Annotated in this window: 13 protein-coding genes and 2 tRNA genes; 14 read left to right on the forward strand and 1 reads right to left on the reverse strand. The window is 57.8% G+C overall.

What is annotated here, in order from left to right; all coding sequences use genetic code 11:
- Nucleotides 1–10: 10 nt before the first annotated feature.
- Genes carB through PSH64_RS03965 form a run of 3 tightly spaced genes read left to right on the forward strand, consistent with a single transcriptional unit; the run spans nt 11 to nt 4,138 of the window.
- A complete protein-coding gene (carB, locus tag PSH64_RS03955) occupies nt 11–3,232 on the forward strand; it encodes a carbamoyl-phosphate synthase large subunit (RefSeq protein WP_018929480.1) in 3,222 nt (1,073 codons plus the stop codon).
- Nucleotides 3,229–3,705: a transcription elongation factor GreA gene (greA, locus tag PSH64_RS03960; protein ID WP_018929481.1), complete on the forward strand. Its 477-nt coding sequence runs from the start codon at nt 3,229–3,231 to the stop codon at nt 3,703–3,705. Before carB ends, greA begins: the two co-directional genes overlap by 4 nt.
- Nucleotides 3,706–3,733: 28 nt before the next feature.
- On the forward strand, nt 3,734–4,138 hold the full coding sequence (locus PSH64_RS03965; protein WP_305480023.1) for an MFS transporter: 405 nt from the start codon (nt 3,734–3,736) through the stop codon (nt 4,136–4,138).
- Between the two features lie 9 nt (nt 4,139–4,147).
- On the opposite strand, the gene PSH64_RS03970 is transcribed toward PSH64_RS03965, so the two are convergent.
- A complete protein-coding gene (locus tag PSH64_RS03970) occupies nt 4,148–4,456 on the reverse strand; it encodes a YhbY family RNA-binding protein (RefSeq protein ID WP_007942889.1) in 309 nt (102 codons plus the stop codon).
- 101 nt (nt 4,457–4,557) lie between these two features.
- Between PSH64_RS03970 and rlmE the strand changes: the two genes are divergently transcribed.
- From rlmE to infB, 11 genes are all read left to right on the forward strand, one after another.
- Nucleotides 4,558–5,187, forward strand: a complete 630-nt coding sequence (gene rlmE, locus PSH64_RS03975) for a 23S rRNA (uridine(2552)-2'-O)-methyltransferase RlmE (protein WP_007933535.1) — start codon at nt 4,558–4,560, stop codon at nt 5,185–5,187.
- Between the two features lie 202 nt (nt 5,188–5,389).
- Nucleotides 5,390–7,300: an ATP-dependent zinc metalloprotease FtsH gene (gene ftsH / locus PSH64_RS03980; protein WP_105340005.1), complete on the forward strand. Its 1,911-nt coding sequence runs from the start codon at nt 5,390–5,392 to the stop codon at nt 7,298–7,300.
- Between the two features lie 8 nt (nt 7,301–7,308).
- Nucleotides 7,309–8,160, forward strand: a complete 852-nt coding sequence (gene folP / locus PSH64_RS03985) for a dihydropteroate synthase (RefSeq protein WP_105340006.1) — start codon at nt 7,309–7,311, stop codon at nt 8,158–8,160.
- A gap of 16 nt (nt 8,161–8,176) precedes the next feature.
- The gene (gene glmM / locus PSH64_RS03990; RefSeq protein WP_105340007.1) at nt 8,177–9,514 is read left to right on the forward strand and encodes a phosphoglucosamine mutase; all 1,338 of its coding nucleotides are present in this window, start codon (nt 8,177–8,179) and stop codon (nt 9,512–9,514) included.
- Nucleotides 9,515–9,580: 66 nt separating this feature from the next.
- The gene (gene tpiA / locus PSH64_RS03995) at nt 9,581–10,336 is read left to right on the forward strand and encodes a triose-phosphate isomerase (protein ID WP_105340008.1); all 756 of its coding nucleotides are present in this window, start codon (nt 9,581–9,583) and stop codon (nt 10,334–10,336) included.
- A 4-nt stretch (nt 10,337–10,340) separates the two neighbouring features.
- Nucleotides 10,341–10,724, forward strand: a complete 384-nt coding sequence (secG, locus tag PSH64_RS04000) for a preprotein translocase subunit SecG (RefSeq protein WP_033063466.1) — start codon at nt 10,341–10,343, stop codon at nt 10,722–10,724.
- Between the two features lie 22 nt (nt 10,725–10,746).
- Nucleotides 10,747–10,832: transfer RNA gene (locus PSH64_RS04005), tRNA-Leu, on the forward strand.
- Nucleotides 10,833–10,928: 96 nt separating this feature from the next.
- Nucleotides 10,929–11,005, forward strand: a tRNA-Met gene (locus tag PSH64_RS04010).
- Nucleotides 11,006–11,143: 138 nt separating this feature from the next.
- On the forward strand, nt 11,144–11,602 hold the full coding sequence (gene rimP, locus PSH64_RS04015) for a ribosome maturation factor RimP (protein ID WP_007973115.1): 459 nt from the start codon (nt 11,144–11,146) through the stop codon (nt 11,600–11,602).
- A gap of 47 nt (nt 11,603–11,649) precedes the next feature.
- Entirely contained in the window at nt 11,650–13,131 is a 1,482-nt protein-coding gene (gene nusA, locus PSH64_RS04020) for a transcription termination factor NusA (RefSeq protein WP_105340009.1), read from the forward strand.
- A gap of 27 nt (nt 13,132–13,158) precedes the next feature.
- Nucleotides 13,159–15,684, forward strand: a complete 2,526-nt coding sequence (gene infB / locus PSH64_RS04025; RefSeq protein WP_105340010.1) for a translation initiation factor IF-2 — start codon at nt 13,159–13,161, stop codon at nt 15,682–15,684.
- The last annotated feature ends 9 nt before the right edge of the window (nt 15,685–15,693 follow it).

Here is a 15,693-nt window from a genome sequence, read left to right on the forward strand (position 1 = left end):
GTGACAACCCATGCCAAAACGTACAGACATTAAAAGCATCCTGATTCTCGGCGCTGGCCCGATCGTGATCGGCCAGGCCTGCGAATTCGACTACTCCGGCGCCCAGGCCTGTAAAGCCCTGCGCGAGGAGGGTTACCGCGTCATCCTGGTGAACTCCAACCCGGCGACCATCATGACCGACCCGGCCATGGCCGACGCCACCTACATCGAACCGATCAAGTGGCAGACCGTTGCCAAGATCATCGAGAAAGAGCGTCCGGACGCACTGCTGCCGACCATGGGTGGCCAGACTGCCCTGAACTGCGCCCTGGACCTGGAGCGCGAAGGCGTTCTGGAGAAGTTCGGCGTAGAAATGATCGGTGCCAACGCTGACACCATCGACAAGGCCGAAGACCGTTCGCGCTTCGACAAGGCGATGAAATCCATCGGTCTGGACTGCCCGCGTTCGGGTATCGCCCACAGCATGGAAGAGGCCAACGCGGTTCTCGATCGCCTGGGCTTCCCGTGCATCATCCGTCCGTCTTTCACCATGGGCGGCACCGGTGGCGGTATCGCTTACAACCGTGAAGAGTTCGAAGAAATCTGCGCCCGCGGTCTGGACCTGTCGCCGACCAAAGAACTGCTGATCGACGAATCGCTGATCGGCTGGAAAGAATACGAGATGGAAGTTGTCCGCGATAAAAAGGACAACTGCATCATCGTCTGCTCCATCGAAAACTTCGACCCGATGGGCGTGCACACCGGTGACTCGATCACGGTTGCACCGGCACAGACCCTGACCGACAAGGAATACCAGATCCTGCGTAACGCCTCCCTGGCGGTACTGCGCGAGATCGGCGTGGAAACCGGCGGCTCCAACGTCCAGTTCGGCATTTGCCCGAACACTGGCCGGATGGTGGTCATCGAGATGAACCCGCGGGTATCCCGTTCCTCGGCCCTGGCATCGAAAGCCACCGGTTTCCCGATCGCCAAGGTCGCGGCGAAACTGGCCGTCGGTTACACCCTCGACGAGCTGTCGAACGACATCACCGGCGGCAAGACCCCGGCATCCTTCGAGCCGTCCATCGACTACGTCGTCACCAAGCTGCCACGCTTCGCCTTCGAGAAATTCCCGAAAGCCGACGCACGCCTGACCACTCAAATGAAGTCGGTCGGTGAAGTCATGGCCATCGGCCGGACCTTCCAGGAATCCCTGCAGAAAGCCCTGCGCGGTCTGGAAGTGGGTGTTTGCGGTCTGGACGAGAAGCTCGACCTGAGCAACCCGGAAAGCATGAGCATCCTCAAGCGCGAACTGACCGTGCCGGGCGCCGAGCGTATCTGGTACGTGGCTGACGCGTTCCGCGCCGGTCTGTCGGTCGAAGATATTTTCGGCATGAACATGATCGACCCGTGGTTCCTGGTGCAGATCGAAGATCTGATCAAGGAAGAAGAGAAGGTCAAGACCCTGGGTCTGTCCGCTATCGACCGCGACCTGATGTTCCGCCTCAAGCGTAAAGGCTTCTCCGATCAACGTCTGGCCAAGCTGCTGGGCGTCACCGAGAAAAACCTGCGTACCCATCGTCACAAGCTGGAAGTGTTCCCGGTCTACAAGCGCGTCGACACCTGCGCCGCCGAGTTCGCCACCGACACCGCGTACCTGTACTCGACTTACGAGGAAGAGTGCGAAGCCGCGCCGTCGGGTCGCGACAAGATCATGATCCTGGGTGGCGGTCCAAACCGCATCGGCCAGGGCATCGAGTTCGACTATTGCTGTGTACACGCAGCACTGGCCCTGCGCGATGACGGGTACGAGACCATCATGGTCAACTGCAACCCGGAAACCGTTTCCACCGACTACGACACCTCCGATCGTCTGTACTTCGAACCAGTGACCCTGGAAGACGTTCTGGAAATCGTCCGCGTCGAGAAGCCAAAAGGCGTGATCGTTCAGTACGGCGGTCAGACCCCGCTGAAACTGGCCCGTGCCCTGGAAGCCGCCGGCGTGCCAATCATCGGCACCAGCCCTGACGCCATCGACCGCGCCGAAGACCGTGAGCGCTTCCAGCAGATGGTTGAGCGTCTGAACCTGCGTCAGCCGCCTAACGCCACCGTGCGCAGCGAAGACGAAGCGATTCGTGCCGCCGCCAAGATCGGTTACCCGCTGGTGGTTCGCCCGTCCTACGTACTGGGCGGCCGCGCGATGGAAATCGTTTACGAAGAAGAAGAACTCAAGCGCTACCTGCGTGAAGCGGTTCAAGTGTCCAACGACAGCCCGGTGCTGCTGGACCACTTCCTCAACTGCGCGATCGAAATGGACGTGGATGCGGTCTGCGACGGTACCGACGTGGTGATCGGCGCGATCATGCAGCACATTGAGCAGGCCGGCGTTCACTCCGGTGACTCCGCATGCTCCCTGCCGCCGTACTCGCTGCCTGCACATATCCAGGACGAGATGCGCGAACAGGTCAAGAAAATGGCCCTGGAACTGGGCGTTGTCGGCCTGATGAACGTGCAGTTGGCGCTGCAAGGCGAAGACATCTACGTCATCGAAGTCAACCCGCGCGCATCCCGTACCGTACCGTTCGTCTCCAAGTGCATCGGTGTGTCCCTGGCGATGGTCGCGGCTCGCGTGATGGCCGGTAAAACCCTGAAGGAAATCGGTTTCACCAAAGAAATCATTCCGAACTTCTACAGCGTGAAAGAGGCGGTGTTCCCATTCGCCAAATTCCCTGGCGTGGACCCGATCCTGGGCCCTGAGATGAAGTCCACCGGTGAAGTGATGGGCGTGGGCGACACCTTCGGCGAAGCCTTTGCCAAAGCCCAGATGGGCGCCAGCGAAGTGCTGCCGACCGGCGGCACCGCATTCATCAGCGTGCGTGACGATGACAAGCCACTGGTTGCAGGCGTGGCCCGTGATCTGATCAACTTGGGCTTCGAAGTGGTCGCCACTGCCGGTACTGCCAAGCTGATCGAAGCCGCAGGTCTGAAAGTGCGTCGTGTGAACAAGGTGACCGAGGGTCGTCCGCACGTGGTCGACATGATCAAGAATGACGAAGTCACTCTGATCATCAACACCACCGAAGGTCGTCAGTCGATCGCCGATTCCTATTCCATTCGTCGTAATGCCTTGCAGCACAAGATCTACTGCACCACTACCATTGCTGCTGGCGAAGCTATCTGCGAAGCGCTGAAGTTCGGTCCCGAGAAGACTGTGCGCCGCTTGCAGGATCTACACGCAGGATTGAAGGCATGATCAAATACCCAATGACCGTCAAGGGCGCCAAGGCCCTGGAAGAAGAACACGCTCATCTGACCAAGGTCGTTCGTCCGAAGCTCAGCCAGGACATCGGTACGGCCCGTGAGTTGGGTGACTTGAAGGAAAACGCCGAATACCACGCTGCTCGCGAGCAGCAGGGGATGGTCGAGGCGCGGATTCGTGACATTGAAGGCCGTATGCAAAACGCTGTGGTCATCGACGTAACGACCATCGAGCACACCGGCAAGGTGATTTTCGGCACCACCGTCGAAATCGCCAATGTCGAGACCGATGAAAGCGTGACTTACCAGATCGTTGGTGAGGATGAAGCAGACATCAAGCTCGGCAAGATCTCCGTCGGTTCGCCGATCGCCCGTGCCTTGATCGCCAAGGAAGAGGGTGATGTGGTGGCGGTCAAAACGCCGGGTGGCGTTATCGAGTATGAGATTGTCGAAGTTCGCCACATCTGAAAGAAGGCGCCCGCTACGTGCGGGCGCCATGCTTTGGCAGCTGACCCAGATGCTTTGGGTTGGCGGCTTGTGGTTGTTGCACATCGGTCTGCTGCCGGTGCTGGGGCGAATAGGTCTGGCGCCGCTGCTGATCGACGAAATTGCAGGCATGCTGAATGCACTGATGGTGGGGTTTGCCGCAGTGTGTGTGGTTTTTCAGGCTTTGGTGCTGGTTCAGGCCGAGGGCCTTGCCAGTCTATGGCGCGATATTCGCGGGCAACTGCTGCTGATGGCGCTGTATGGGTGTGCGATGTATTTCGCCGTACGCTTCGGTTGGCCGCAGGCGTTGCACTGGCAGTTGTTCAGCTATCTTGTTCTGGGCTTTTCCGGGCTGGTGCTGGTGATGCAGCCGGTGCCGGGATGGAGTATCAGGGTGCGCCAGGCACACCCTTGACACTTGCCATCACTTGAAACGATGGACGTTCGACAGCTGCTTGTTGACACTGAAGTTCTTGCGGTAAATCAGTGCCATCTTGCCGATGACCTGAACCAGATCCGCTTTGCCGACCTTGCACAGTTCTGCAATGCTCGCCAGGCGTGATTCGCGATCGAGGATGTTGAGCTTGATTTTGATCAGCTCGTGATCCGCCAAAGCGCGTTCAAGTTCGGCTAACACACCTTCAGTCAAGCCGTTGTCGGCCACAATCAAAACTGGTTTCAGATGGTGGCCAATGGACTTGTACTGTTTCTTCTGCTCTTGAGTGAGCGGCATAATCTGACCCTTTCGTCTGGATTCTGTAAAATGGCGGCCATTTTACCCGAGGGCTCGTGGATCCGCCCAATTAATCACGACCCTTATCATCGAGGTGCCCAATGGCGCGTTCCAAGACAAGCCTTGGTTGGCTGAAAAGACATGTCAACGATCCCTATGTGAAGCAGGCGCAGAAGGATGGCTACCGCTCGCGTGCGAGTTACAAACTTCTGGAGGTCCAGGAGAAATACAAGCTGATCCGTCCCGGCATGAGCGTTGTCGACCTGGGTGCGGCGCCCGGGGGGTGGTCGCAGGTGACTAGCCGTCTGATTGGTGGTCAGGGGCGTCTGATCGCCTCGGACATTCTGGAAATGGACAGCATTCCGGACGTGACTTTCATTCAGGGGGACTTCACCGAGGACGAAGTGCTCACGCGGATCCTTGAAGCTGTGGGTAATTCGCAGGTGGACCTTGTGATTTCCGATATGGCCCCCAATATGAGTGGTACGCCTGAAGTGGACATGCCAAAAGCCATGTTTCTTTGCGAGCTGGCGCTTGATTTGGCGGAACGGATACTCAAGCCGGGTGGTAATTTTGTGATCAAGATTTTTCAGGGCGAAGGGTTTGATGTTTACCTGAAGGATGCTCGTCGGAAATTCGACAAGATCCAGATGATCAAGCCAGACTCTTCCCGTGACAGTTCCCGCGAGCAATACATGCTGGCTTGGGGTTACCGCGGGCGTAGTGAGTAAAGCGAGGTTTTTTGGCGGGGCGATAGGTTTTTCGCATTTCGCCCCGTGAGCATTAGCGAATATTGTGTAGAAAGTGTTTCACAAAGGGTTACAGACGGCGCCTGCCAGAGCCGTAGGTAATGTAGTAAGTTAGGCCGGTGAATATCATGCGAAGCGCGCGCCATTAGCGGAGCTTGCTTCAGAGGGTAGTTAATTGAACGATATGGCAAAGAATCTGATCCTGTGGTTGATCATCGCGGCTGTCCTGGTGACGGTGATGAACAACTTCTCCAGCCCTAACGAGCCGCAGACCCTCAACTATTCCGACTTCATCCAGCAGGTCAAGGATGGCAAGGTCGAGCGCGTAGCGGTTGATGGCTACGTGATTACCGGCAAGCGCAACGATGGCGACAGTTTCAAGACCATTCGTCCGGCAATCCAGGACAACGGTCTGATCGGCGACCTCGTGGATAACCACGTTGTAGTCGAAGGCAAGCAGCCTGAGCAGCAAAGCATCTGGACCCAGCTTCTGGTCGCAAGCTTCCCGATCCTGGTGATCATCGCCGTCTTCATGTTCTTCATGCGGCAGATGCAGGGCGGTGCCGGTGGCAAGGGCGGGCCGATGAGTTTCGGCAAGAGCAAGGCGCGCCTACTCTCTGAAGATCAGGTGAAAACCACCCTGGCTGACGTTGCCGGGTGTGATGAGGCCAAGGAAGAAGTCGGTGAACTGGTCGAATTCCTGCGTGATCCGGGCAAGTTCCAGCGCCTGGGCGGTCGTATTCCTCGCGGCGTGCTGATGGTGGGGCCTCCGGGTACCGGTAAAACCTTGCTGGCCAAGGCGATTGCCGGCGAAGCCAAGGTGCCGTTCTTCACTATTTCCGGTTCCGATTTCGTCGAAATGTTCGTCGGTGTCGGTGCCAGTCGTGTTCGCGACATGTTCGAGCAGGCGAAGAAGCACGCGCCATGCATCATCTTCATCGATGAAATCGACGCCGTCGGTCGCCACCGTGGTGCCGGGATGGGTGGCGGTCACGATGAGCGTGAGCAAACACTTAACCAGTTGCTCGTGGAGATGGATGGTTTCGAGATGAATGACGGCATCATCGTCATTGCCGCGACCAACCGTCCCGACGTGCTTGACCCGGCATTGCTGCGTCCGGGCCGTTTCGACCGTCAGGTCGTGGTCGGCCTGCCGGATATCCGTGGTCGCGAGCAGATTCTCAAGGTCCACATGCGCAAAGTGCCAATGGGTGACGACGTCGCTCCGGCCGTGATCGCTCGTGGTACACCTGGTTTCTCCGGTGCCGACCTGGCCAACCTGGTGAACGAGGCTTCGTTGTTCGCGGCCCGTGCCGGCAAGCGCATCGTCGAGATGAAAGAGTTTGAGTTGGCCAAAGACAAGATCATGATGGGTGCCGAGCGCAAATCCATGGTCATGTCCGAGAAAGAGAAGCAGAACACTGCTTATCACGAAGCCGGCCACGCAATCGTCGGTCGCGTCGTGCCTGAGCATGATCCGGTCTACAAGGTGTCGATCATTCCGCGCGGTCGTGCGCTTGGTGTGACCATGTTCCTGCCGGAAGAAGATCGCTATAGCCTGTCCAAGCGTGCACTGATCAGCCAGATCTGCTCGCTGTACGGCGGCCGTATTGCTGAAGAGATGACCTTGGGCTTCGACGGCGTCACTACCGGTGCATCCAACGACATCATGCGTGCCAGCCAGATAGCACGAAACATGGTGACCAAATGGGGCTTGTCGGAAAAACTCGGTCCATTGATGTACGCCGAAGAAGAGGGCGAAGTGTTCCTCGGTCGTGGCGGCGGTGGTCAGCATGCAAGCTTCTCCGGTGAGACGGCCAAGCTGATCGACTCTGAAGTGCGCAGCATCATTGACCAGTGCTACGGCACGGCCAAGCAGATCCTCACGGATAACCGTGACAAGCTCGATGCCATGGCTGATGCCCTGATGAAGTACGAGACGATCGATGCCGATCAGATCGATGACATCATGGCGGGTCGTACGCCTCGCGAACCTCGCGACTGGTCTGGTGGCAGCGATACTTCCGGCACGCCTCCGGTGGTGCAGGACGGGCGTCCGGAAACACCTATCGGCGGTCCGGCTGCTGACGTTTAAGGTTTGAAATGACTTCTGTTCAGTCCTCGACCCGGTTGCCTTGCGGCAACCGGGTTCTTGATTTGGCCCAGACGCATGTCATGGGCATTCTCAATGTCACTCCCGATTCTTTTTCCGATGGTGGCCGATACAGCCAGCTGGACGCGGCCCTGCGCCACGCCGAGGCGATGGTGGCGGCCGGCGCGACGCTGATCGACGTCGGTGGCGAATCGACCCGGCCCGGCGCCAGGGCTGTTTCGCCACTTGAAGAGCTCGAGCGCGTAGCGCCTATCGTTGAGCGCATCAGTCGCGAACTGGATGTGATTATCTCGGTCGATACCTCCACGCCTGCCGTCATGCGTGAAACCGCAAGGCTGGGCGCGGGGTTGATCAATGATGTGCGCTCGTTGCGTCGCGACGGTGCTCTGGATGCCGCGGCGGCCACCGGTTTGCCGGTGTGCCTGATGCATATGCTCGGTGAGCCGGGCGACATGCAGGACAATCCGCAGTATCAGGATGTTACGAAAGAGGTCGGCGAGTTTCTTGCCGAGCGTATGGTTCAGTGTGCAGCGGTGGGTATCCCTGCCGAGCGGATCATTCTCGATCCGGGCTTCGGCTTCGCGAAAACCTTGCAGCACAACCTGAGCTTGTTCAAGCATATGGAGGCCTTGCATGCCTTGGGGCGGCCCTTGTTGGTCGGGGTTTCGCGAAAGAGCATGATCGGGCAGGCCTTGAATCGGCCGGTGGGAGAGCGTCTGCATGGCGGTCTGGCACTTGCAGCGCTGGCTTTGGTCAAAGGTGCGCGTATATTGCGCGTCCATGATGTTGCGGAAACAGTTGATGTGGTGCGGATGATTGCCGCCGTAGAGTCAGCCGAATAAGAATGATGGAGTAATTATGAGTAAAAAATACTTTGGCACCGACGGCATTCGTGGTCGGGTCGGTGAATATCCCATCACTCCTGATTTCATGCTCAAGCTTGGCTGGGCGGCAGGCATGGCATTTCGCAGCATGGGTGCCTGCAAGGTGCTCGTGGGCAAGGACACCCGGATCTCCGGTTACATGTTCGAATCGGCGCTTGAGGCCGGGCTGACATCGGCAGGTGCTGATGTAATGCTGCTGGGGCCGATGCCGACACCGGCCATCGCCTATCTGACACGTACCTTTCATGCCGAAGCCGGCATCGTGATCAGCGCTTCGCATAACCCCCATGATGACAACGGCATCAAGTTTTTCTCTGGAAAGGGCACCAAGCTTCCGGATGAAGTCGAGCTGATGATCGAAGAGTTGCTCGATACCCCGATGACGGTGGTTGAGTCGAGCAAGATCGGCAAGGTATCGCGAATCAACGATGCCTCGGGCCGCTATATCGAATTCTGCAAGAGCAGCGTTCCGACCGGCACCAGTTTTGCCGGTCTGAAGATCGTGCTCGATTGTGCCCATGGCGCGACCTATAAAGTGGCGCCTAGTGTGTTCCGTGAGTTGGGGGCTGATGTCGTTGTGCTTTCCGCTCACCCGAACGGCCTGAACATCAATGACAATTGCGGTTCTACCCATATGGCGCCGCTGCAAGCGGCCGTACTGGCCGAGCACGCCGATTTGGGTATTGCCTTTGACGGTGATGGTGACCGGGTTCAGATGGTTGATCATACCGGTGCGGTTGTCGATGGCGATGAGTTGCTGTTCATCATTGCTCGCGATCTGCAGGAGCGCGGCAAGTTGCAGGGGGGGGTGGTCGGTACGCTGATGAGTAACCTGGGGTTGGAATTGGCCCTGGCGGATCTGGCAATTCCTTTTGTGCGAGCCAATGTTGGCGACCGTTACGTGATCTCCGAGTTGCTGGAGCGCGATTGGATGGTGGGTGGTGAAAACTCAGGGCACATTGTCTGCTTCAGTCATACCACTACCGGTGATGCGATCATTGCGGCGTTGCAGGTACTGATGGCGCTGAAGCGGCGCGCGGAAGGCCTGGCTCAGTCGCGTCAGGCGTTGCGCAAGTGCCCTCAGGTCCTGATTAACGTGCGATTCGGCGGTGGCGCGAGCCCGCTCGAACATCCGGCCGTCAAGCAAGCCAGTGACCGTGTTACCCAAGAGATGGCGGGGCGTGGCCGTGTGCTGTTGCGCAAGTCCGGGACAGAGCCGTTGGTGCGGGTCATGGTCGAGGGCGAGGACGAAATACAGGTTCGCGGTTACGCTGAAGAGCTGGCAAAACTGGTAACTGAAGTTTCTGCCTGATTTCGGCTTGCCAGCCATGATTGTGTTGGGTAACATCTGCGCCCACTTTGACCGACGAGGTACAGCATGCGTCGCCCTATGGTAGCTGGTAACTGGAAGATGCACGGTACCCGCGCCAGCGTCGCTGAGCTGATCAACGGCCTTCGTCATCTGGCCTTGCCGAGCGGTGTTGATGTCGCGGTGTTCCCGCCTTGCTTGTATATCAATCAAGTGATTGATGGCCTGGAAGGCAAGTCGATTTCGGTCGGCGCGCAGAACTCTGCGATTGAATCCGGGCAGGGTGCATTGACAGGTGAGGTTTCGCCGAGTCAGTTGGTGGATGCGGGTTGTTCCCTTGTGCTTGTCGGGCACTCTGAGCGTCGCCAGATAATGGGCGAGCTGGACGGGACGCTGAATCGCAAATTCGCAGCGGCACAGGCATGTGGCTTGATTCCGGTGTTGTGTGTAGGGGAAACCCTCGAGCAGCGCGAAGCCGGGAAAACTCTTGAGGTTGTCGGGCGTCAGCTGGGCAGCATCATCGAGGAGCTGGGTGTCGGTGCTTTTGCAAAGGCAGTAATCGCTTACGAGCCGGTCTGGGCCATTGGCACCGGGCTGACTGCTTCGCCGCAACAGGCGCAGGATGTGCACGCAGCCATTCGCGCTCAGTTGGCGGCAGAGAATTCTGAAGTCGCACAAGGTGTGCGGCTTCTATACGGCGGCAGCGTGAAGGCGGCCAATGCGGTCGAACTGTTCGGCATGCCGGATATCGATGGGGGGCTCATTGGTGGAGCTTCCCTGAATGCAGATGAGTTCGGTGCGATTTGTCGCGCCGCGGGAAACTGAAAAAATGCTGGAAACAGTCGTAGTCGTTTTTCATCTGCTGGGTGCATTGGGCGTAGTTGCTCTGGTATTGCTGCAGCAGGGTAAGGGTGCGGACGCTGGCGCATCTTTCGGAGCAGGTGCTTCAAATACTGTGTTCGGAAGCCAAGGTTCCTCTACCTTTCTTAGTAAGTTTACTGCTATACTTGCCGCCGGTTTCTTCATGACCAGCTTGGGGTTAGGTTACTTTGCTAAAGAGAAGGCTCACCAGCTGACTCAAGTAGGTTTGCCAAACCCGGCAGTGTTGGAAGTTCCAAAGCAACAACCGGCTTCTGATGATGTCCCGGTGCTTCAAGAGCAAAAGTCGGCTACTCCAGCGACTGACGTGCCTCCAGCTCAAGAGCAGAAGTAAGAAGAGTTTCAAACGTAGTATTGCCGAGGTGGTGGAATTGGTAGACACGCAACCTTGAGGTGGTTGTGCCCATAGGGTGTAGGGGTTCGAGTCCCCTTCTCGGTACCAATTATCAGGAGAGCCCGCAGTTGCGGGCTTTCTTGTAGGTGGAAGGTTACATTGACCCTGTCAGGGATCGGTCGTATACTTCCGCCCCAGCTTTGTCGCGGGGTGGAGCAGTCTGGTAGCTCGTCGGGCTCATAACCCGAAGGTCGTCGGTTCAAATCCGGCCCCCGCAACCAGTTTAAGGAGCCCCTTTTAAGGGGCTTTTTGTTAGCTGGACACTTTCAACGCCGCTATTCGGCGGCGTTTCAAGGATGGGCGTTTCGCCCATTTTTTTATTTTGCATAGCATGCACATACATGCACGAGGGGGTTCAGGTGTCGAGCAAGCTAGAAGAGTTGCAGGCCTTGCTGGCCCCGGTGGTCGTGGCCCTGGGCTATGAATGCTGGGGTATTGAGTTTTCGGCTCAAGGTCGCCACTCAATGTTGCGCGTTTATATTGATAAAGAAGGCGGCGTGCTGGTGGATGATTGTGCCATCGTCAGTCGCCAGATCAGCGGTGTACTGGATGTTGAAGATCCTATCTCCGTTGAATACACCCTTGAAGTTTCCTCGCCTGGCATGGAACGCCCACTGTTCACTCTTGAGCAGTTTGCAAAATTTGCCGGTGAACAAGTGAAGATCAAGCTGCGCTCGCCTTTTGAAGGTCGACGCAACTTTCAGGGCCTTCTGCGCGGTGTAGAAGAGCAGGACGTCGTGGTGCAGGTTGAAGACCATGAGTTCCTGTTGCCGATCGATATGATCGACAAGGCCAACATTATTCCCAGTTTTGACTGAGACGCGGATCCCGCGGATCCAATGGCTTGCGAAAGGCGAGGCGTACGATGAGCAAAGAAGTACTGCTGGTTGTTGAGTCGGTATCCAATGAAAAGGGCGTACCGGCAAACGTAATTTTTGAAGCGCTGGAGCTGGCTCTGGCCACTGCTACCAAAAAGCGTTTCGAGGACGAAGTCGATCTGCGTGTGGAAATCAATCGCCACACCGGTGCTTACGAGACGTTCCGTCGCTGGACGGTCGTCGAAGAAGCAGATCTGGACGATCCGGCTATCGAAACCTGGCCGAGCAAGGTTGCGCAAACGCATCCTGGCGCCAAGGTCGGTGACATTGTCGAAGAAAAAATCGAATCCATCGAGTTCGGCCGCATTGCTGCACAGACTGCCAAGCAAGTCATCGTGCAGAAAGTTCGCGAAGCCGAGCGTGCTCAAGTCGTTGACGCCTATCGCGAGCGCCTGGGAGAAATCATCTCCGGCACCGTGAAGAAAGTTACCCGCGACAACGTGATCGTCGATTTGGGCAACAACGCTGAAGCGTTGCTGGCTCGTGAAGACATCATCTCCCGCGAAACCTTCCGGGTTGGCGTGCGCCTGCGTGCGCTGCTCAAGGAAATCCGCACCGAGAACCGCGGCCCGCAGCTGATCCTGTCGCGTACCGCGCCGGAAATGCTGATCGAGTTGTTCCGCATCGAAGTGCCGGAAATCGCTGAAGGCCTGATCGAAGTAATGGCAGCGTCCCGTGATCCGGGTTCGCGCGCCAAGATCGCGGTCCGCTCCAAGGACAAACGCATCGACCCGCAAGGCGCTTGCATCGGTATGCGCGGTTCGCGTGTCCAGGCAGTGTCCGGCGAGTTGGGTGGTGAGCGTGTGGATATCGTCCTGTGGGACGATAACCCGGCTCAGTTTGTGATCAATGCAATGTCGCCGGCTGAAGTGGCGGCAATTATCGTTGACGAAGATGCCCATGCAATGGACATCGCCGTTGGCGCAGACAATCTGGCTCAGGCCATCGGTCGCGGTGGTCAGAACGTGCGTCTGGCTAGCCAGTTGACTGGCTGGACCCTGAACGTGATGACCGAATCGGACATCCAGGCTAAGCAGCAAGCAGAAACCGGCGATATCCTGCGCAACTTCATCGACGAGCTGGAAGTCGACGAAGACCTGGCACAGGTGCTGGTAGATGAAGGTTTCACCAGCCTGGAAGAGATTGCCTACGTACCGTTGGAAGAAATGCTCAACATCGACGGCTTTGACGAAGAAACCGTCAACGAGCTTCGCGCTCGCGCCAAGGATCGTTTGTTGACCAAAGCCATCGCTACTGAGGAAAAGCTGGCAGACGCCCATCCGGCCGAAGACCTGCTCTCGCTTGAGGGCATGGACAAGGATTTGGCGATGGAACTGGCGGTGCGCGGCGTAATTACCCGCGAAGACCTGGCCGAGCAGTCTATTGACGACCTGCTCGACATCGACGGCATTGACGATGATCGTGCCGGCAAGTTGATCATGGCCGCCCGAGCCCACTGGTTCGAGTAATTAGGCGCGGCCTGAGGAGAGAAGTGCATGACGCAAGTCACGGTGAAACAACTGGCCGATGAGGTCAAAACACCGGTAGAGCGCCTGTTGCAGCAGATGCGTGAGGCAGGTCTGCCGCACACCGCCGCCGAAGAACATGTGACTGACAGTGAGAAGCAATCTTTGCTGACTCACTTGAAAAGCAGCCACAAGGCGAAAGTGGAAGAACCACGCAAGATCACGCTGCAGCGTAAAACCACCAGCACCCTGCGTGTTGCTGGCAGCAAAAGTATCAGCGTTGAAGTACGCAAGAAGAAAGTCTTCGTGCAACGCAGCCCGGAAGAAATCGAAGCCGAGCGCAAACGCGAACTGGAAGAACGTCGCGCAGTAGAAAATGCTGCACGTCAGAAGGCTGAAGAAGAAGCCAAGCGTCGCGCCGAAGAAGAAGCGCGTCGCCAGCCTGCTGCTGCGCAAACCGCTACTAACGACGCTGTCGCAGCACCTGCTGCAGTTGCCGAGCCAGTGCGTGAAAGCGCGCCGGTAGTGGCCGCTGCTCCAGCACCTGCCGCCGACACTCGCAAACGCGATGAGCAGCGTCGTCCGGACAAACCACGTGCCGACGATAGCAATCGTCGTGGCAGTGGCGATGGCGAGCGCAAAAACGCTCCGCATCGTGCTTCGGTCAAGGAAAAAGCGCCTGCTCCACGCGTTGCGCCACGCACTACCGACGAAGAAAGCGATGGCTTCCGTCGTGGTGGTCGTGGCAAAGCCAAGCTGAAGAAACGCAACGCCCACGGTTTCCAGAGCCCAACCGGCCCTGTTGTGCGCGAAGTGAAGATCGGCGAGACCATCACTGTTGGCGATCTCGCCCAGCAGATGTCGGTCAAGGCTGCTGAAATCATCAAGTTCATGTTCAAACTGGGTACCCCGGCGACCATCAACCAGGTACTGGATCAGGAAACTGCCCAACTGGTTGCCGAAGAGCTGGGCCACAAAGTGACCCTGGTCAGCGACACCGCCCTGGAAGATTCCCTGGCCGAGTCCCTGAAGTTTGAAGGTGAAGCGTTCTCCCGTGCACCGGTTGTGACCGTAATGGGTCACGTTGACCACGGTAAGACCTCGCTGCTTGACTACATCCGTCGTGCCAAGGTAGCTGCTGGCGAAGCCGGTGGTATTACCCAGCACATCGGTGCGTACCACGTTGAAACCGAACGCGGCATGGTCACCTTCCTCGACACCCCTGGTCACGCTGCGTTTACCGCCATGCGTGCCCGTGGTGCCAAGGCGACCGACATCGTGATCCTGGTGGTTGCAGCGGACGACGGCGTAATGCCGCAGACCGTTGAAGCTGTTCAGCACGCTCAGGCGGCTGGCGTACCTCTGGTTGTTGCAGTGAACAAAATCGACAAGCCGGGCGCCGATCTCGATCGCATCCGTAGCGAATTGTCGGTTCACGGCGTGACTTCGGAAGAGTGGGGCGGCGACACCCCGTTCGTATCGGTTTCGGCGAAAGTCGGTACCGGCGTGGACGAGTTGCTCGAAGCTGTTCTGCTGCAAGCCGAAGTTCTCGAACTGAAAGCGACCCCATCGGCCCCTGGTCGTGGTGTTGTGGTTGAATCGCGTCTCGACAAAGGTCGTGGCCCGGTTGCTACCGTTCTGGTTCAAGACGGTACCCTGCGCCAGGGCGACATGGTGCTGGTCGGTTCGAACTATGGCCGCGTTCGCGCCATGCTCGACGAGAACGGCAAGCCAATCAAGGAAGCCGGTCCTTCCATCCCTGTCGAGATCCTCGGCCTGGACGGTACCCCGGACGCTGGCGACGAGATGAGCGTGGTGGCCGACGAGAAGAAAGCCCGTGAAGTGGCTCTGTTCCGTCAAGGTAAGTTCCGCGAAGTCAAACTGGCCCGTGCTCACGCTGGCAAGCTTGAAAACATCTTCGAGAACATGGGTCAGGAAGAGAAGAAGACGCTCAACATCGTCCTCAAATCCGACGTCCGTGGTTCGCTGGAAGCGTTGAACGGTGCCTTGAACGGCCTGGGTAACGACGAAGTGCAAGTGCGTGTGGTCGGTGGCGGTGTCGGTGGTATCACCGAGTCCGACGCCAACCTGGCACTGGCCTCCAACGCTGTACTGTTCGGCTTCAACGTGCGTGCCGATGCAGGCGCTCGCAAGATCGTCGAGCAGGAAGGTCTGGATATGCGTTACTACAACGTGATCTACGACATCATCGAAGACGTCAAGAAAGCCCTCACCGGTATGTTGGGCAGCGATGTTCGCGAGAACATCCTGGGTACCGCTGAAGTGCGTGACGTGTTCCGTTCGCCGAAGTTTGGCGCGATCGCCGGTTGCATGGTTATCGAAGGTGTTGTTCACCGTAACCGTCCAATCCGTGTACTGCGTGAAGACATCGTTATCTTCGAAGGCGAGCTGGAATCCTTGCGCCGCTTCAAGGATGACGCTTCCGAAGTACGTGCCGGCATGGAATGCGGTATCGGCGTGAAGAGCTACAACGACGTCAAGGTCGGTGACAAGATCGAAGTCTTCGAGAAGGTTCAGGTTGCTCGCAGCCTCTAACTCGCGCAC

The sequence above is a fragment of the Pseudomonas sp. FP1742 genome (genome assembly GCF_030687145.1).
Classification (GTDB): Bacteria; Pseudomonadota; Gammaproteobacteria; order Pseudomonadales; family Pseudomonadaceae; genus Aquipseudomonas; species Aquipseudomonas frederiksbergensis_D.